This is a genomic window from Halomonas salipaludis (genome assembly GCF_002286975.1).
In the GTDB taxonomy this organism is placed as follows: Bacteria; Pseudomonadota; Gammaproteobacteria; order Pseudomonadales; family Halomonadaceae; genus Franzmannia; species Franzmannia salipaludis.
In genome coordinates this window covers 229,493-248,032 of record NZ_NSKB01000001.1, presented here as the reverse complement: position 1 = coordinate 248,032, position 18,540 = coordinate 229,493, and the positions used below count along the sequence as shown (strand labels likewise).

At 66.3% G+C, this 18,540-nt stretch carries 14 protein-coding genes; 7 read left to right on the top strand and 7 right to left on the bottom strand.

Annotated features, from left to right (window positions below; genetic code table 11):
* Positions 1-273: 273 nt before the first annotated feature.
* Both CK498_RS26075 and CK498_RS01265 read right to left on the bottom strand, forming a co-directional pair.
* Positions 274-420 (bottom strand): hypothetical protein, encoded by a 147-nt coding sequence (locus CK498_RS26075; RefSeq protein ID WP_176475681.1) that lies wholly within the window; start codon positions 418-420, stop codon positions 274-276.
* A gap of 99 nt (positions 421-519) precedes the next feature.
* Complete coding sequence (locus CK498_RS01265; RefSeq protein ID WP_095619045.1) at positions 520-930, bottom strand: SRPBCC family protein; 411 nt, start codon at positions 928-930, stop codon at positions 520-522.
* Positions 931-1,067: 137 nt separating this feature from the next.
* On the opposite strand from CK498_RS01265, the gene queC reads away from it, so the two are divergent.
* Genes queC through CK498_RS01245 form a run of 4 tightly spaced genes read left to right on the top strand, consistent with a single transcriptional unit; the run spans position 1,068 to position 3,503 of the window.
* Positions 1,068-1,763 carry a 7-cyano-7-deazaguanine synthase QueC gene (queC, locus tag CK498_RS01260; RefSeq protein ID WP_095619044.1) on the top strand — a complete coding sequence of 232 codons (696 nt, stop codon included), beginning with the start codon at positions 1,068-1,070 and terminating at the stop codon, positions 1,761-1,763.
* Complete coding sequence (gene queE / locus CK498_RS01255) at positions 1,763-2,407, top strand: 7-carboxy-7-deazaguanine synthase (protein WP_095619043.1); 645 nt, start codon at positions 1,763-1,765, stop codon at positions 2,405-2,407. The genes queC and queE overlap by 1 nt, the downstream gene beginning before the upstream one ends.
* Positions 2,404-3,240, top strand: a complete 837-nt coding sequence (locus CK498_RS01250; protein WP_095619042.1) for a 6-carboxytetrahydropterin synthase — start codon at positions 2,404-2,406, stop codon at positions 3,238-3,240. The genes queE and CK498_RS01250 overlap by 4 nt, the downstream gene beginning before the upstream one ends.
* Entirely contained in the window at positions 3,237-3,503 is a 267-nt protein-coding gene (locus CK498_RS01245; RefSeq protein ID WP_095619041.1) for a YkgJ family cysteine cluster protein, read from the top strand. Before CK498_RS01250 ends, CK498_RS01245 begins: the two co-directional genes overlap by 4 nt.
* 8 nt (positions 3,504-3,511) lie before the next feature.
* On the opposite strand, the gene CK498_RS01240 is transcribed toward CK498_RS01245, so the two are convergent.
* The 3 genes from CK498_RS01240 to CK498_RS01230 form a co-directional block, all read right to left on the bottom strand.
* Positions 3,512-7,405, bottom strand: coding sequence for an AAA family ATPase (locus tag CK498_RS01240; protein WP_407645811.1), 3,894 nt, complete (start codon positions 7,403-7,405; stop codon positions 3,512-3,514).
* Positions 7,406-7,458: 53 nt separating this feature from the next.
* A complete protein-coding gene (miaE, locus tag CK498_RS01235) occupies positions 7,459-8,097 on the bottom strand; it encodes a tRNA-(ms[2]io[6]A)-hydroxylase (RefSeq protein WP_229358921.1) in 639 nt (212 codons plus the stop codon).
* A 68-nt stretch (positions 8,098-8,165) separates the two neighbouring features.
* A complete protein-coding gene (locus tag CK498_RS01230) occupies positions 8,166-8,600 on the bottom strand; it encodes a DUF1289 domain-containing protein (protein ID WP_095619039.1) in 435 nt (144 codons plus the stop codon).
* Positions 8,601-8,890: 290 nt separating this feature from the next.
* Between CK498_RS01230 and acnB the strand changes: the two genes are divergently transcribed.
* From acnB to CK498_RS01215, 3 genes are all read left to right on the top strand, one after another.
* Positions 8,891-11,494: a bifunctional aconitate hydratase 2/2-methylisocitrate dehydratase gene (gene acnB / locus CK498_RS01225; RefSeq protein WP_095619038.1), complete on the top strand. Its 2,604-nt coding sequence runs from the start codon at positions 8,891-8,893 to the stop codon at positions 11,492-11,494.
* Between the two features lie 187 nt (positions 11,495-11,681).
* Complete coding sequence (rraA, locus tag CK498_RS01220; protein WP_095619037.1) at positions 11,682-12,167, top strand: ribonuclease E activity regulator RraA; 486 nt, start codon at positions 11,682-11,684, stop codon at positions 12,165-12,167.
* A 9-nt stretch (positions 12,168-12,176) separates the two neighbouring features.
* Positions 12,177-14,054 carry a glycerophosphodiester phosphodiesterase family protein gene (locus CK498_RS01215; protein ID WP_095619036.1) on the top strand — a complete coding sequence of 626 codons (1,878 nt, stop codon included), beginning with the start codon at positions 12,177-12,179 and terminating at the stop codon, positions 14,052-14,054.
* A 53-nt stretch (positions 14,055-14,107) separates the two neighbouring features.
* Here the strand turns inward: CK498_RS01215 and ggt are convergent, their stop codons facing one another.
* Both ggt and ppsA read right to left on the bottom strand, forming a co-directional pair.
* A complete protein-coding gene (gene ggt / locus CK498_RS01210; RefSeq protein ID WP_095619035.1) occupies positions 14,108-15,931 on the bottom strand; it encodes a gamma-glutamyltransferase in 1,824 nt (607 codons plus the stop codon).
* 236 nt (positions 15,932-16,167) lie between these two features.
* On the bottom strand, positions 16,168-18,540 hold the full coding sequence (ppsA, locus tag CK498_RS01205; RefSeq protein WP_095619034.1) for a phosphoenolpyruvate synthase: 2,373 nt from the start codon (positions 18,538-18,540) through the stop codon (positions 16,168-16,170).

Here is an 18,540-nt window from a genome sequence, read left to right as displayed (position 1 = left end):
ACATCATGCCGTCTACCGTCAAACCATCTCCGAATCGCTAGTAAAGCAAGCAGCGTCGGTAGCGAGGGACGCCGGCGGCAGGTCGAAGAGGGGGTTCTGCGCCATGGGTGAGGAACACTGCTCCGAACGGGCTGGCCATGGATGGCCAGCCCCGGTCCTGCAAGCGAAGCAGGATGCGAAAGCGCAGCAGGGCGCAGGTAGCGCCCAGGGATGGTTTACGGCGCCCCCTCGTAGGCCTAGCGGCGGATCAGTCCCGAGCGAGGCCGGCAACAGTTAACCCATCGGCGGGGGCGTATCGTCATCCTGCTGGGCAAGCATCGATGAGGCCGGGTTGCCCGGTTGAATTCGCTGATCGATGTAATGCAACACGCTGAGTTGCACGACCAGGATCGACACGCACAGCATCAAGCTTTTCCACATGACGGCAGGTTCCAGGTACCGAAGCAGGTGCTCCAACAGCGCTAATATAAGCCCTGCCGCATAACCGCAACAACGTTTTTTACGCAGCGCTGCTGCGGTCTATAGACGCGCCTCGACGCGCTCCAGGATCTGCCGGCTGACCCTATTGACCAGCGGCTTGGCGGCACGATTGACGGCGCGCTCCAGCAGCCGGTTGTTGATGCGATAGTCGATGGTCAGCGACACCTCGGTGCCCTCGCCGACCTCGCGCAGTCGGTAGCAGCCCTGGTTGCGCACGCCGTCCAGCGACTCCCAGGCCAGCCGTTCGGGCGCCTGGCGCTCGGTGATCTCGACGTCGAAGGTCCAGTCCATGCCCACCGCGTGCACATGCCAGCGATAGCGCTGCCCGCCCAGCGGCTCGATGGCCTCGATCAGGTCGGAGTAGTCGGCGAAGTCCTCCACCCGCTCGAGCAGGGCAAAGACCCGCTCCGGGGTAGCCGGCAGAATGGCGCTGTGCTCAATGGTGGCCATGACGATCCTTGCAGTAGTGACGACGCTGCCCCGAGAGTACCGGGCCGGCCGGCGTATAGCCAGGCTCCAGCAGCGCGGCTACAATGGCGCCGCTACCGGACCGGACCCCGGACAAATTCTCCGACAAGGGCTGCCCCATGACAACCGATACTCGACCCGCCGTGGTGATCTACTCCGGCGGCATGGATTCCTACACCGTGCTTCACCGCGCCGTGCGCGAAGGCCATCGCGTCCACGCGCTCTCCTTCGACTACGGCCAGCGCCACGCCCGCGAGCTGGACGTGGCACGCAGCGTCTGTGAGCACCTCGCGGTGGCCCATCAGGTGGTCGATATTCGCGCCATCCACGGCCTGATCGACAACTCGGCGCTGACCGATGCCAGTCGTGCGATGCCCGACGGCGGCTACGCCGCCGACAACCTGGCCGCCACCGTGGTGCCCAACCGCAACATGATCCTGCTCTCGCTGGCCATCGCCCAGGCAGTCAATATCGGCGCGCCCCGGGTCTACTATGGCGCCCACGGCGGCGACCACGTGCTCTACCCCGACTGTCGCCCCGAGTTCGTCGAGCGCATGAACGCGGTGGCGGCGATCGCCAACTTCGATGCCGTGGAGATCATCGCCCCCTACCTGTACCGCAGCAAGGACGAAATCCTCGCCGATGGCCTGGCCATGGGCCTCGACTACGCCGAGACCTGGACCTGCTATCGCGGCGAGGCGCTGGCCTGCGGCAGCTGTGGCAGCTGCCGCGAGCGCCTGGCGGCCTTCGCCGCCAACGGCGTTGGCGATCCGATTGCCTATTCACCGCGCCACGACAGTGGGGTATTGCGCTGATGTACCACGTCAAGGAGGCCTTCTACACTCTGCAGGGCGAAGGGGCCCGTGCCGGGCGAGCCAGCGTATTCTGCCGCTTCAGCGGCTGCAACCTGTGGAGCGGCCGCGAGGCGGATCGAGCCAGCAGCGTGTGCACCTTCTGCGATACCGACTTTGTCGGGGTCGATGGCGAGGGTGGCGGTCGCTTCGCCAGCGCCGCGGAACTGGCCGCGCACTTGCAGGCGATGTGGCCGGTGGCCAGTGAAGGGGCTACGCCCTATGTGGTCTTTACCGGCGGCGAGCCGCTGCTGCAGCTCGACGCCGCGTTGATCGACGCCCTGCATGCGATTGGCTTCGAGATCGCCGTGGAGACCAACGGTACCCTGGCGCCCCCCGCCGGCATCGACTGGCTATGCGTAAGCCCCAAGGGCAGCAGCCGGCTGGCGGTCACCGCCGGCGACGAGCTCAAGCTGGTCTATCCGCAAGCGGAAGCGCCGCCGGAGCGCTTCGCCGAACTCGATTTCGCTCACTTCTACCTGCAGCCGATGGATCTGGCACCGCGTGGCGGCCACGGCACGACACTGGCGGCGACCCTGGCCTACTGCCTGGCCACGCCGCGCTGGCAGCTGTCGCTGCAGACCCACAAGATTGCGGGGTTCGCATGACGCTATTCGTAAATCGCCTGACCCAGCTCGACGTTTCGCTATGGTGCCCGAAGCGCGGATTGATCGGCGCCAGTTGGCATGTCGATGCCGAGCTCGACGGCGCACTGGGCGAGGACGGCATGCTGTTCGACTTCGGCGAGGTCAAGCCGTGGATCAAGTCGCGACTGGATGCCGGCGCCGACCATACGCTACTGGTACCGAGCCGCGCGCCGGGCATCAGCGTTGAGGAGTGCCGCGAGGGACTGGCGATACGCACTCAGCTGCCCTACCCGATGGAAGTGCGTGGCCCACGCCAGGCCTTCACCCTGTTGCCCTGGCAAGCCATCGGCGCCGAGCGGCTCGGCGAGCACCTGGCCAAGGAGCTGATGCGACGCCCTCCCCCGCGTGTCGTGGCGATCCGCCTAGGGCTGCGTGACGAAACCATCGACGGCGCCAGCTATACCTACAGCCATGGCCTCAAGCGGCATGCCGGCAACTGCCAGCGGATTGCCCACGGCCACCGCTCGCGTCTCGAGGTATGGCGTCAGGGCCGACGCGACACCGGGCTGGAAGTACGCTGGGCGAACTGGCTGGCGGATCGCTACCTGGTCGACGCCGAGGATGTCATCGACGACGGCGACGCCGATACGCTGCGCTGCCACTATCAGGCCCCCCAGGGCAGGTTCGCCCTGTGCCTGCCTCGTGCGCGCTGCGCCGTGCTGCCGTGTACCACCACCGTCGAGCAGATTGCCGCGTGGCTCGCCGCGAAAATCGCCCGGGAGTGCGGCGAACGCATCCGTGTCAAGGCCTTCGAAGGGATCGACAAGGGCGCCATCGCCGAGGCGGGGCCGTGAGCGAGGCGGGCTGCCGGCCGGGCTGCGGTGCCTGCTGCATCGCGCCCTCGATCAGCTCGCCGATTCCCGGCATGCCCCACGGCAAGCCGGCCGGAGAACGCTGCGTACAGCTCGACGAAGACAACCTGTGTCGGCTGTTCGGCGATCCGCGCCGCCCGGCGGTATGCCGGGCCTTCGACTTCGACGCCGAACTATGCGGCGAGCGGCGCAGCGAGGCGCTGGCGCGCATCGCTGCATTGGAGCTCAGCACCACCGACGCCTGACCCGCCGCCTAGTTGTCCATGCTGACCGCGACGCGCTGATCGAGCAAATTGCGCCAGCGTACCAATACCGGCGCATCGCTGTGCGAAACCACACTGAGCAGCCGCCGTAACTCGTCACGCGCCTTGCCGTCGGCCGGGTCGATCAGCGTCAGCCACAGCTCCAGGGCATGCAGCTGTTGGTGCAGGTTCTCATGCTCGCGAGCCTGTGCCAGCGCCTGCTCGGCCAGCGCCCGTATCGCCTCGCGGGGGTGACCGAGGTGGTGACGCACCCGTGCCAGCTGCGTGGCAATCTCCGGCAGGTAGAGCGAGCCGCGCTCCTGGGCCACCAGCAGACACTGGTCGAGGTAATCCTCGGCGCGGGCGTACTCGCCCAGCGCCACGCAGGCGTCGACGTACCACAGCACCGGCCTGGTATACCGCTCGCGCCCGGTCACCTCGTCGAACTCCTCCATCCCCGCCTGCAGCATCACCAGGCCTTCGGTGTCACCGGCCAGCGCCCGCTGCCAGCCGATCAGGCTCTGCGACGACACCTGCCACAGATGCAGATCCGGGGTACCAGTCAGCTCGAAGGCACGCTGTGCGCGCATGCCGGCCAGGTGCACATGTCCCAGCTGACGGTACACCGCCGCCGAGAACAGCAGCGCCATGGCCAGCGAGCCGGGGTGTTTGAAGCGTTCAGCGAGGCGGATGGCGGCTTCGGCCTGCTGCTCGGCGCGGCGGTAGTCGCCGCGCAGGCACAGCGCCCAGCCCTGGTAGCAGGACGCCGCGACCTGAGGATGATCGGAGAACGGCAGCCACTCGATCATCATCGGCTGGTTGAGCGGGTCGATCTCCTCGAGGTGGTCGTAGGCCTGACGAATGCGTCCGGCCCAGTATTCGCAGGTGGCCTGGGCGTAGTCGGCGAGGCGCTGGTAGCGCACGTCGTCGAGGCGCGCGGCCAGGGCAGAAAGGTTGGACGCCAGTGAAAAGGCGTCGGCATGCGCGTGGCGCTGGCTGCAGCCTACCCACAGCCCCCACTTGACCAGGAAGCGCTGCTCGAGATCGGCCTCTTCGGAGTCCTCCTTACTGCTTTCGCTGGCCATCAGCTCACGGGCGCGCACGAAGCTTTCGTGGGCGGTCGGCGAGCCGTGGCCTTCGAGAGCGAAGGCGGCCTGGCCACGCACGGTCAGCAGGCTGATCTCGCGTTCGCCCTGGTCGTCGACGTGGCGCAGGCTGGCAAGCCCGAAGTCGGCCATCTTCAGCGCGGTACGGTTGGCACTGACCTTGAGCGCCTCGCGGGCGGCCAGCTCGAAGTAGCGCGCGCCGCGAGCGTAGTGGCCGCTGCGGCGCAGATGGGTGGCGAAATCGCCGGGGTGGCGACTGATCCACATCGGGAAGCGCTCCTCGATGAGGTTGACCACCTGCAGGTGAATACGCATGCGCAGGTCGCGGGGACAGGAGAGGTAGGCCGCTTCCTGCAACAGCTGGTGGCTGAACTGGTAGTCGAATTCGCTGCCGCTGTCGCAGGCCTCGATGACCTCGAGGCGACACATCTGCTCCAGCGCCTGCTTGAGCCGCGCCGGCTCCCAGCCGCTGCACTCGACCAGGAAGTCGAGCCGGAACTGACGCCCCAGCACCGCCGCCACGTGGGCGATCTCACGATCCACGTCGAGCTGGTCGATGCGGCTGGCAAGCAGGCCAAGCAGGCCGCGGGGCAGCTCGTCGAGCTGTACGCTGCGCCCCTCGCGGCGGTCCATGTCGAGGCGTCGGCAGATCTCCTGCAGATAGAGCGGCACACCGTCGCAGCGCTCGATCAACTGATTACGCAGCCGCGGGCTGAGATGCAGCCGATAGCGGCGCGCCAGCTGCGACAACAGTCGCGACGACTGCAATGCATCGAGACGCCCCAGCGCAATCTGCTGGTCCCAGTGCAGCTTGGCCGGTAGCGGCTCGCGGCCATGATGGCTGGCCACCATCAGCAGCGGACAGTTGATCGGCAAGCGTGCCTGCAGCCCGGAGAGCACCTTGAATGAGAGCTCATCCAGCCACTGCAGGTCGTCGATCATCATCACCAGCGGCCGCTCCTGGGTGAGCAGCTCGATCAGCCGTCGCATCAGGCTGACCACTAGCTCCACGGCTTCACCGCTCTGCGCCGACGTCGATACCTCTTCGGGCTCGCGAACACCAAGCGCCTCCTCGAGCAGCTGACGCTTGGCAGCGTCCAGATTGAGCCCCGGCAGTTGCTCGAGCAGCGTGCCGAACGCCTGGGCATCGACGTTATCGCCCAGGTGCCAGTGCAGCAGCTGGCGCGCCACGCCATAAGGGACCTGCACCGAGAGTCGCGTGGTCGGCTGCCAGCACACCGCCGCATCGAGGCTCTGCTCGACCTGGCGAAAGCCGACCAGCAACGCCGACTTGCCCATCCCCGAGGCGCCGCGTACCAGCACGCTCTGGCGCAAGCCGATACCGGCCCGGGCCAGGGCGTCGCGCAGCTTGCGCAGCGCTGCCTCGCGACCAATCAGGCTGGGCGGCAGCGCCTCGCGGCCGCCCTCGTTGGTGCCCAGCACCAGGGCGCGCAGGCGAATCTTGCCGTCGCTAGCCAGCAGCCGCGACGATAGCCGCGGCTGCAGGTCGAGCGCCGGCGGCATGTGCTGGCTCGACTCCTGGGAGATCACCAGCTCGCTGCCTTCGGCGGCGCTCATCAGCTCCAACGACACCTGGGTCACCTGGCCAAGCGGGTCGACCAGCTGGCGCTCGGGCAGATACACCACGCGGCCGCTGTTGAGACCAGCGGCCAACTCGAAGCTGGGAATCGCCGCGTCGCCACTCCAGTGGCGCGCGCTCTCCTCGGGCAGCGCACGCCGGCAGTGTTCGTAGAGTGCTACCAGCTCGGCAAGCTGATGGGCCGGGCCGTGGGTGCCAAAGCAAGCCAGACCGAGGCCACCGGTGGCGCCGGGCAGCCAGAAGCCGCCCAGGTGGTGGCACTGTTGCTCGAGCCAGCGCATCAGCTCGATCTGCAGCGCCAGGCAGGCACGGGTCTCGGCGCGATCCTGCCACTCACCCTTGAGGCGCAGGCGGATTGCCATCACCGACAGCTGGCGCTGCTCGATCTCCTCGTCGCGTAGTGGCGAGCTGTCGGCGGCCAGTGCCCGCGAGAAGGCGCCCTGGGGCGAAAGCCGCTGCAACTCACCCTTGCCATCGGACCAGTGGCGAGCGAGCTGCAGAAAGGTCGGTTCGGGCTGCTGGCCGGAGAGCGCCAACAGCTGCAGATAGGCGTTGTACTGCTCATGGGCGGCAGCCGACTGGCCCTGCTCGGCAAGCTGGCGCACCAGCCGCTCGTGGAAGGGGCCGTAGCCGGAAAAGCGGCTGACCAGCGCCCGCAGCAGGTGCTCGGGCACTTCGTCGTGGGACTCGAGCACGGCCTCGGCATAGGCAATGACGCGCTGGCGCCACTCGTTGCGCACACGCAGCAGCCAACGCTGGAAATCGGCGCAGGCCGACAGCTGCAGTTCTTCGACCAGGTCGCCGCGGTAGATGTCGAGGATCGACTCGAGAGCGACGATATCGGCCGGGGCATCGAGCATCTCCTGCAACTCGTGGAGGTCGAACGCCCACTCGTCGGGCAGCTTGAAGGCGATGGTCTGGCGCGACACCACCAGCACCCGCTCGGCCTGATCACCCAGCGACTGGCGCAGGCAGTGCAGCGCATGGCGCAGGTTGGTACGCCCCGACGAGAGCCCCTGGTCGGGCCACAGCAGTTCGGCCAGGGTCGAACGGTTGACCGGCTGGCGATGCAGCAGCAGATAGACCAGCAGGGCCTTGACCTTGTCGTAGCTGAACTGGGAAAGGCTGTCCTCGCCGAGCATCAGGGAAAAATGACCGAATAGCGCTAATTGCTCGTTGACAGGTGATTCCCGCATCATGATGGTTCCTGCGTTATTATCTGCTCAGTATCCCGTACGTCTGTCCGTGCGGCTCATGCGGCGCACGGCAGGCCGCTGTGGAAGCGAAACTCGCTGTCCTTGCGCTCGATCAAGTCGGCTTCACACTCGGCGAAGAAGACGATACGCGCCTCGACCTGGGCATCGCCCCCCTCCTCGGCATAGCGGCGCGCCAGCATCAGGTAGTCCTCGAAGTGGCGCCCTTCCGACTTAACCAGACTGCGATAGAACTTGGCAAGTTCAGCGTCGAGGTGCGGAATCAGCCGCGCGAAACGCTCGCAGCTACGCGCTTCGATATAGGCCCCGATAATCAGTATATCGACCAGTCGCGCCGGATCTTCAGCGCGCACATGGCGGCGCAGACCTTCTGCGTAACGCGAAGCGCTGAGATGGCGGTAGGTCACGCCGCGGGTCTCCATGACCTTGATCACTTGTTCGAAGTGCAGCAGCTCCTCACGGGCCAGCTGCGACATCTTGGTCAGCAGCAGCGGCCGATCCACGTAGCGGTACATCAGGCTCATCGCCGTGGAGGCGGCCTTCTTCTCGCACTGGGCGTGATCGATCAGCAGCAGCTCCTGATGCTCGAGCGCGGCGGTAATCCAGGCCTCGGGGGTGGGGCAGCGCAGGAAGCTGGTCAGCGACTCGGGCAGCAGCGCCTCGGGTGCGTCTTGCATGGTTGGATTCTCTTGCATGTGTTGGCCGTTGCTCGGCTGTGGCTGTAGACAATCGACGTCAGACATTTCTAGGGTTCGGCGTCGCTGCGTGCCTGGGCGGCGGCATTCAGTGCCTGGTTGAGCACCGCGTAGAGCTCGGCCGGCCCCAGCGCTTCAGCGCCGTTGCGCGGCGCAAGGCCGTAGCGGGTCATGTCGTTGATGCGCTGGCGCCCGACCCGCAGCAGTTCGATGGCCCGCGACAGCGCCGGCTGCTCGGGGCGAAAGCGAATCCGGTAGCGCACCAGCTGCGCCTCGAGCAGCGCGGCATCGGTGACCTCCAGGTAGCGCTCGGCGACCGCCACGCGCAGCGCGTCAAGCGACTGCATGCGCGCCTCGCGCTCGGCACCGGCGTAGCCCAGCCAGTCGCGAATTTCACGATCATGGCGCTGGCAGCCACGGCAGGTGGTATCGCCCACCGTGGTCGAACACAGGCCCACGCAGGGCGACACGATCCGACGACTCATGAGCCTCTCCCGCTGAATCCGTCAGGCAAATTCATGGCGCCGATGGTACCGCGTCGAGCCGCCCGGAGCACCCTCGATCTGGTCGCCGCATGTCCGTCGAACATCACGGCGACCAAAGTTGAAGGCCCACCACGCCGCGCTTCCTTAACATTGTCGACAGTTTCACGTATGATCCGCTGCACCCATTCACATGGTTACCGCGAGAACCAGGACGGCATACGACTGGCGCCGGGCAACCGCGCCCGGCACCGGACGACGTCCTGGCATAGACACTTGATGAGGGCCCTATCGTGCTTGAAGCTTATCGCCAACATGTCGAGGAACGTGCCGCCGAGGGCATTCCGCCGAAACCCCTTAACGCCGAGCAGGTCGCAGCGCTGATCGAGCTACTCAAGACACCGCCGGCGGGCGAGGAAGAGTTCCTGCTCGAATTGATCACCGACCGCGTGCCGCCAGGTGTCGATGAGGCCGCTTACGTCAAGGCCGCCTTCCTCAGCGCCATCACCAAGGGCGAAGCCAGCTCACCGCTGATCGACAAGATCCACGCCGTCAAGCTGCTCGGCACCATGCAGGGTGGCTACAATATCGCCACCCTGGTGGAACTGCTCGACAACGACGAGCTGGCCCGCGAGTCCGGCGAGCAACTCAAGCACACCCTGCTGATGTTCGACGCCTTCCACGACGTCGCCGAGCGCGCCAAGAACGGCAACGCCGTGGCCAAAGACGTGCTGCAGTCGTGGGCCGACGCCGAGTGGTTCCTGGCCAAGCCCAAGCTCGAGGAGAAGGTCACACTGACGGTGTTCAAGGTGCCCGGCGAGACCAATACCGACGACCTCTCGCCGGCCCAGGACGCCTGGTCGCGCCCCGATATCCCGCTGCATGCCAACGCCATGCTCAAGAACCCGCGCGACGGCATCGAACCGGAAGTGCCCGGCAGCAAGGGACCGCTGGCACAGATCGAGGCGGTCAAGGCCAAGGGCTACCCGGTTGCCTACGTCGGCGACGTGGTCGGCACCGGCTCCTCGCGCAAGTCAGCCACCAATTCGGTGCTGTGGTTCTTCGGCAACGATATTCCCTACGTACCCAACAAGCGTACCGCCGGCTACTGCTTCGGCGGCAAGATCGCGCCGATCTTCTTCAACACCATGGAAGACGCCGGCGCCCTGCCTATCGAGTTCGATGTCACCAAGCTCGAGATGGGCGACGTCATCGACGTCTACCCCTATGAGGGCAAGGTCTGCAAGCACGGCAGCGACGAGGTGCTCTCCACCTTCGAACTCAAGACCCGGGTGATTCTCGACGAAGTGCGCGCCGGCGGCCGTATTCCGCTGATCATTGGCCGCGGCTTGACCGATAAGGCGCGCAACGAGCTGGGCTTGGAAGCCTCCGAGGTATTCAAGACCCCAGAGCAGCCGGTCGACACTGGCAAGGGCTATACCCTGGCCCAGAAAATGGTCGGCAAGGCCTGCGGCATGGACGGCGTGCGTCCCGGCATGTACTGCGAGCCGAAGATGACCACCGTCGGCTCCCAGGATACCACCGGCCCGATGACCCGCGACGAGCTCAAGGACCTGGCCTGCCTGGGCTTCCAGACCGACCTGGTGATGCAGTCGTTCTGCCACACCAGCGCTTATCCCAAGCCGGTCGACGTCGAGACCCAGCACACCCTGCCCGACTTCATCATGAACCGCGGCGGTGTTTCGCTGCGCCCCGGTGACGGCATCATCCACAGCTGGCTCAACCGCATGCTGCTGCCCGACACCGTGGGCACCGGCGGCGACTCGCACACGCGCTTCCCGATGGGTATCTCGTTCCCGGCCGGCTCCGGCCTGGTGGCCTTCGCCGCCGCCACCGGCGTCATGCCACTGGACATGCCGGAGTCGATTCTGGTGCGCTTCAAGGGCAAGCGCCAGCCCGGTGTCACCCTGCGTGACCTGGTGCATGCCATCCCCTACTACGGGATCAAGCATGGTCTGCTGACCGTCGAGAAGTCCGGCAAGAAGAACGCCTTCTCCGGCCGTGTGCTGGAGATCGAAGGTCTCGACGACCTCACCGTCGAGCAGGCCTTCGAACTCTCCGACGCCTCCGCCGAGCGCTCCGCCGCCGGCTGCACCATCACCCTGAGTGAGGACAGCGTCGCCGAGTACCTGAAGTCCAATATCACCTTGCTGAAATGGATGATCGACAGCGGCTACGGTGACGAGCGCACCATCCGCCGCCGCATCGAGGCCATGGAAGAGTGGCTGGCCAACCCCAGCCTGATGCGTGCCGACGCCGACGCCGAGTACGCCGAAGTGATCGAGATCGACCTCGCAGAGATCAAGGAGCCGATCCTCTGCGCGCCCAACGACCCTGACGACGCCCGCCTGCTTTCCGACGTCGCCGGCGAGACCATCGACGAGGTCTTCATCGGCTCGTGCATGACCAACATCGGCCACTTCCGCGCCGCCGGCAAGCTGCTCGAGCAGCAGCCGGCCGGCAGCCTCAAGACCAAGCTGTGGCTGGCACCGCCGACCAAGATGGACCAGCACCAGCTCACCGAAGAGGGCTACTACGGCATCTACGGCCGCGCCGGGGCGCGCATGGAAATGCCGGGCTGCTCGCTGTGCATGGGCAACCAGGCACGGGTGGCCGCCAAGTCCACCGTGGTCTCTACCTCGACGCGCAACTTCCCCAACCGCTTGGGCGACGGCGCCAACGTCTACCTCGCCTCCGCCGAGCTGGCCGCAGTGGCAGCGGTTGAAGGACGCCTGCCGAGCGTGGAAGAATACCAGCGTTACATGGGACAGTTCGACGCGATGGCATCAGAGATCTATCGTTACATGAACTTCCATGAAATCGAGCAGTACCAAAAGGCTGCCTCGAATGTGATTCCGGTCGCCCAGGAAGCCTGATCGACCGCATCACGCCTATCGTCGCCGATGCTCGCAACATCGATGGCACCGCTGCCTGGCAGCGATGGCCATAGCCGATGACCGAAACGCCCCGCTTATGCGGGGCGTTTTTTTATTGCAACAATTGCCGCCTGCCCTTATAGCTAAGGTTTGTACGAAAAGTCGGCGATCGAAGGTCAAGCAAGGCATGAGCCATATCATCACGCCGGACATCTGCGACGCTCACCCTGACGTTCAGGTGCTCGAGCCGGTCTTTCTCAACCTGGGCGGCCGCGAGGCATTCTGTGGCCCGCTGCGGACCCTCGCCTGCTTCGAGGACAATGCCCTGCTGATGCAGATGCTTGCCGAGCCCGGCGACGGCGCCGTGCTGGTGGTCGATGGCGGCGGATCACAGCGCTGCGCGCTGCTCGGCGACCGCCTCGCCGAGCTGGCGCTGGAAAATGGCTGGGTCGGCGTGGTAATCCACGGCTGCGTGCGCGACGTCGACGTGCTGGCCGAGATGGAGTTCGGGGTCCAGGCACTGGGCGTGCACCCACGGCGCGGCGCTGACAACGGCGGCGGCCAGCGCGACCAACCCATGCATATGGCCGGCGCCCGCCTCGTCCCTGGCCAGTGGCTGTACGCCGACAACAACGGTATCGTGATTGCCGAGACTCGCCTGCCGTTGGAGTAATGGACTGCTATGCTGTCACTGTCACAATTACACGGTGACGTGCTGCGCTCACTGCGTGAGCATTTTCGCCCTCTGCTCGCCTATCACCTGTTTTTTACCGTCCTCGCCTCGGCGGTGCTGCTGCCTTCGGTGGCCTGGACCCTGACCTCGCTGCTCGGCCAGTTCGGCCGACCGGTGATCAGCAATGCCGAGCTGTTCGACATCCTGATCTCGCCGGGGGGCGTGCTGTGGCTACTGGCCGCCATCGGCCTGACCTTCCTGGTGCTCTATCTGCAGCAGGCCGGAATGATCCTGGTCGCGGTGCGCCCCCGCGACAACCACTACCGGCTGGCCTGGGAAGCGTTCTGGGGTAGCCTGCGCCGCCTGCCAGCCCTGGCCGGGCTGGTGGTGGTGCAGGTCGGCGCCCAGCTGCTGCTGTTGCTGCCGCCGGCGCTGGCGATTGGCTGGCTCTACGGCGCCTTCCTCGGCGGCCTCGACCCCTACTACGTCCAGCGTGTGCGGCCACCGGCACTGTGGCAGTTCCTGGCGGTCAGCCTGCCGCTGGCGTTGGTCTGGGCAAGCATTGCTGCAACGCTCTACTTCCGCTGGATCCTGGCCTTGCCGCTGGTGGTACTCGAAACTCTCAGCCCGCTGCGCGCCCTGAAACGCAGCCATCGCCTGACCCGCGGCCGCCGCCGCCCGATTGCCGCGGCGGTGATCCTGCTGCTGGTGGTGATCGTGGCCCTACCGTTTTTGATCTCGTCGCTGTTCGACCGGGTCTTCACACCGATGCTGTGGTGGCTGCCAGAGCGCAACGCAGTGCTGATACCCGCGATGCTCGCCTATCTCAGCGGCTATGTGCTGCTGACGCTGGCGATAACCTTCATCGGCATCGCCGCCAACAGCCTACTGTCGGCGTGCCTCTACCTGCACTTGGCACATCGTGAGCCGCGGCCGCCACGACCCACTGTCGACGCTCACCCAGGCCGTTGGGCCTGGGCCGTGGAGCTGGGGGTGATCGTCTTTGCGATCAGCCAGGCGTGGCTAATCGTCAACAGCTTCGAGCTGCGCGACGAGGTACTGATTACCGCACACCGCGGCAGCTCCATGGCGGCCCCGGAGAACACCCTGGCGGCCGTCGACCAGGCGATCCTCGACGGCGCCGACTTCATCGAGATCGACGTGCGCCTCACCGGCGACGACCAGGTGGTGCTCTATCATGATCGCACCCTGCAGCGTCTTGCTGGCGATTCGCGCCAACTGCGCGACCTGACGTTCGAGGAGCTGCAGCAGTTTGACGTAGGCAGCTGGTTCGGCGACGCCTACGTCGGCGAGCGAATCCCCTCGCTGGATGACGCCCTGGCCCGCACCCGCACCCAGAGCCCGCTGATGATCGATCTCAAGCCCGACCCAGGCCGTGAGCTGGACCTGGTCGATGCCGTGCTCGAGAGTCTGAGGCGCGAGAACCTGGCGCGCCAGGAGTGCCGTGGTTTGGCGCAACAACCGCCTCAAGGGTGCGGTAGCGAGGACGTCCATGGCGACGTACTGATCGCCACCATGTCGCCGTCGCTGGTGCGCGAGATCAAGGCTCGCCAACCGCAGCTACGCACCACCCTGCTGGCCCAGTTCGTGCTACCGGGCACCCTCGATCGCACTAGCTTCGATGCCCTCGGGCTACGTCACAACCGGGTCAGCGATGCCGAGATCCGCGCCGCAAGCTACTTCGGCTACGAGCTGCACACCTGGACGGTCAACGACCGCGCACGCATGTCGCAGCTGATCGACATGGGCGTCGACAATATCATCACCGACCGCCCCGATCTGCTCGCCGAGCTGCTCGAGGACCGCCGCGAGCTCAGCGACGGCGCGCTACTGCTGGTCAAGCTGAGGAACTGGCTGAGAAGCTGATAGCGCCAAGCGCCAAGCTGGATGGCTGGGGCTCGGCACTTTGCGCTAGGTGCTTATTCCCCCATCACCACGCCTTCGCGGCGTGGATCGGCTCCGCCGTAGAAGCCGTCCTCGACGACCTGCAGCGCCTGCAGGCCGCTGACCAGCTCCCGCTCACTGGCGTCGTGGCCGCGCTGGTTGAGCGCCTCGAGCACTTCGGCGGGGAAGCCCCCCTCTTCGAGGAACACCGGCCCGCCCAGGGTGATGGCGTGAGGCAGGTCGAGGGCTTGCTGGGCGTCCAGCCCCCAGTCGAGCATCGCCACCATCGCCTTGGCGGTGTAGTGGATGATCGCCGCGCCGCCCGGGGAACCCAGACTTGCCACCAGCGCATCGCTGTCGCGATCGAACACCAGTGTCGGACTCATGCTCGAACGCGGCCGCTTGTGCGCCTCGACGCGGTTGGCGATCGGGTTGCCATCGGCGTCTTGCGACGTGAACGAAAAATCGGTCAGCTCATTGTTGAGCAGGTAGCCGCCGGACAGGCCAGTACCGCCGTCGGCCATGATCCGTGAACCGAAGGCCGACTCGATGGTGGTGGTCATGGCCAAGGCATTGCCGTGCTCGTCGATGATGCTGATATGGCTGGTGCCGTACTCGGGCTGCTCGGGCTGCACCGCCCAAGCGGTGGTGAGCTCGCCAGGCTCACCCGGCTCGGCGCCGTCGCTACCCAGGCTCTCCTCACCCAGCAAGGCGGCCCGCCCGGCGAGATAGTGGGGGTCGAGCATGCTGTTCCAGTCGTTGCCGGGCGCCTCGACGAAGTCGGGGTCGGCGATATACTTGCCGCGGTCGGCGAAGGCCAGCCGCGAGGCCTCGAGAAACTGATGCAGCCAGTCCACACTCGGCCGGTCATCCTCGAGCGGCGCCTCGATCGCGGGCAGGTGCTCGAGCACGCCGAGGATCTGCATGATGGTCAGGTGTCCAGAGGACGGCGGCGGAAAGCCGCATACGCGATAGGCCTGCCAGTCGCTGCACAGCGGCGTGCGGGTCTCGGCAGAGTAGCTGGCCAGGTCTTCAAGACTCAGGGTGCCGGGCCGCTCGGCGTGATCCTGAACGCGAAACACCAAGTCCTCGGCGATAGGCCCGGTGTGCAGGGCCTTGCTGCCGTGCTCGGCGAGTTCGCGCAGGATCGCCCCCAGTGCCGGGTTCTTCAGTTCATGCCCCTCGGCCAGTGGTTCGCCATCGGGGTAGTAGAACGGCCCTGCCAATGGGTCGTTGCGTAGCCGCTCCTCACCGGCCAAGCTGGTATGCAGCCGCGGACTGACCGCGAAGCCCTGCTCGGCCAGCGCGATCGCTGGCTCGAACAGCGCCGCCCAGGGCAGCTCGCCGTGGCGCTCATGGGCCAGCTCGAGCATGCGTACGGTACCCGGTGCACCTACCGAGAGGCCGCTGGCCGCGGCGTCCATGAAGTCGAGCGGTTCACCCTCCTCATCGAGAAACAGCTCGCCATCGACGTCGCCCGGTGCAGTCTCACGGCCGTCGTAGGCCTGCACCGCCTCGCCGTCGTAGTGCATCAGGAAGGCTCCACCGCCGATGCCGCTGGACTGTGGCTCGACCAGGGTCAACACCATCTGTACCGCAATCGCCGCGTCGACCGCACTGCCGCCGGCCTTGAGCACCTGATAGCCGGCATCGGTGGCCAGCGGGTTGGCGGCGGCCACGGCGAAGCGCTGGGTGGCCCAGCCGGGTTTCTCCTCGCTGCCGGAACTGACTTCCGGGGCGATCGCCGGGATATCGTAGTCGAAGGCCACCTCGGCCTGGGCTGCGAGGGGCACGCAGAGGGTCACGGCTACCGCCCACGGCAGCAGGCGACGGCGGGAGGGAACGATGGAAGTAGGCATGGGACGGGCTCCTTGTCGCAGGCGTTAGGGGGAGACTGACAGCATAGACGAAAAGCGCCCGCTCGACGGGGTCGTCGAGCGGGCGCAGCATCTTAGTAGCTTGCTAAATCCAACCGTGGCTTGCCCGGGGGCAGGCCTGCGAGGAGGCGCTGTAAACCATCCCTGGGCGCTACCGATGCCATCCATGGCATCGAAACCTCCTCTACGGCCTGCCCCCCGGCCCGCTAGCTAGGCTGCTAGCCCAGCGTTTCACCGGCGAGCATAAACCAGGTCTCGAGCACCGCATCGGGGTTCAGCGACACCGAGTCGATGCCCTGCTCCATCAACCACTTGGCGAGATCGGGATGATCCGAGGGGCCCTGGCCGCAGATGCCGACGTACTTGCCCTGGGCCTTGCAGGCCTGAATCGCCATCGCCAGAAGCTTCTTGACCGCCGGGTTACGCTCGTCGAACAAGTGCGCCACGATCCCCGAGTCGCGATCCAGACCCAGGGTCAGCTGGGTGAGGTCGTTGGAGCCGATGGAGAAGCCATCGAAGTGGGCGAGGAACTCGTCGGCCAGCAGCGCGTTGGCCGGCAGCTCGCACATCATGATCACCTTGAGGCCGTTGTCGCCGCGGGCCAGGCCGTTGGCGGCGAGCAGGTCGACCACCGCCTTGCCTTCGTCCGGCGTGCGCACGAAGGGCACCATGATCTCGACGTTGTCGAGGCCCATCTCTTCGCGCACCCGCTTGAGCGCCTTGCATTCGAGCTCGAAGCACGGCCGGAAGGCGTCGGAGATGTAGCGCGACGCGCCGCGGAAGCCGAGCATCGGGTTCTCTTCGCCGGGCTCGTAGAGCTTGCCACCGATCAGGTTCTCGTACTCGTTGGACTTGAAGTCCGACAGCCGCACGATGACCCGCTGCGGATAGAAGGCCGCGGCCAGGGTCGAGATGCCCTCGACCAGCTTGTCGATATAGAAACTCACCGGGTCGCTATAACCGGCGGTGCGCAGGTCGATGCTCTGCTGCAGGTCGAGGGGCAGGCGGTCGTAGTCGAGCAGCGCCTTGGGATGCACGCCGATCATGCGGTTGATGATGAACTCCAGCCGCGCCAGCCCGACGCCGGCGTTGGGCAGGCCGGCGAAGCCGAAGGCGCGGTCGGGATTGCCGACGTTCATCATGATCTTGAACGGGATTTCGGGCATGGCGTCAACGCTCGAGACCTTGCGGTCGAAGGCCAGTAGCCCCTCGTAGACGTTGCCGGTGTCGCCCTCGGCACACGACACCGTGACCTCGCGGCCGTCGCTGAGCACTGCGGTGGCGTCGCCGCAGCCGACCACCGCCGGAATCCCCAGCTCACGGGCGATGATCGCCGCGTGGCAGGTACGCCCGCCGCGGTTGGTGACGATCGCCGAGGCGCGCTTCATGATCGGCTCCCAGTCGGGATCGGTCATGTCGGTGACCAGCACGTCGCCGTCCTTGACCTTGTCCATCTCGTCCGGGGTCAGGATCACCTTGACCGCGCCCTGGCCGATGCGCTGGCCGATGGCCCGGCCGCTGACCAGGGTGCGGCCCTTCTCTTTGAGCTGGAAGCGCTCGAGCTTGCCGCCCTCCTGCTGCGAGACCACGGTTTCGGGGCGCGCCTGAACGATGTAGAGCTTGCCGTCGTCGCCGTCCAGCGCCCACTCGATGTCCATCGGCCGCTGGTAGTGCTGCTCGATGATCACCGCCTGGCGCGCCAGGTCCATGACCTGGGCGTCATTGATGCAGAAGCGGCCGCGCTCGACGAGCGGCACCTCGACGGTCTCCACCGACTTGCCGGCGCTGGCATCGGCGGTGTAGATCATCTTGATCAGCTTGGAGCCGAGGTTGCGGCGCAGCACCGCCGGCCGGCCGGCGGCCAGGGTCGGCTTGTGAACATAGAATTCGTCCGGATTGACCGCGCCCTGCACCACGGTTTCGCCGAGCCCCCAGGAGGCGGTGACGAACACCGCATCGCGGAAGCCCGACTCGGTATCGAGGGTGAACATCACCCCGCTGGCACCGGTCTCGGAGCGCACCATCTTCTGCACCCCGGCGGACAGTGCCACGTTCTCGTGGGCATAGCCGCGGTGGACCCGGTAGGAAATGGCACGATCATTGAACAGCGAGGCGAATACCTCGTGGACCGCGCGCTTGATATTGTCGAAGCCTTCGATATTGAGGAAGGTCTCCTGCTGGCCGGCGAAGGAGGCATCCGGCAGGTCTTCGGCGGTGGCCGAGCTACGCACCGCGGCCTTGAGGCTGGGGTGCTTGGCTTCCATCTGCTGGTAGGCGTCGCGTAGCGCCGCCTCGAAGGCCGGCGGCAGCGGTGTGTCGATCACCCACTGGCGGATCTCGGCGCCAACCCGTGCCAGCTCGCCGACGTCGTCGACGTCGAGCCGCGCCAGGGCCTGGTTGATGCGCTCGTTGAGCCCTTCGTGGGCGAGGAATTCGCGATAGGCGTGGGCCGTGGTGGCGAAGCCGCCGGGCACACTGACGCCGGCCCCGGCCAGGTTGGAGATCATCTCGCCGAGTGAGGCGTTCTTGCCACCGACGCGTTCGACGTCGTGCATGCCCAGCTGGTCGAACCACACAATGTACTCTTCCAC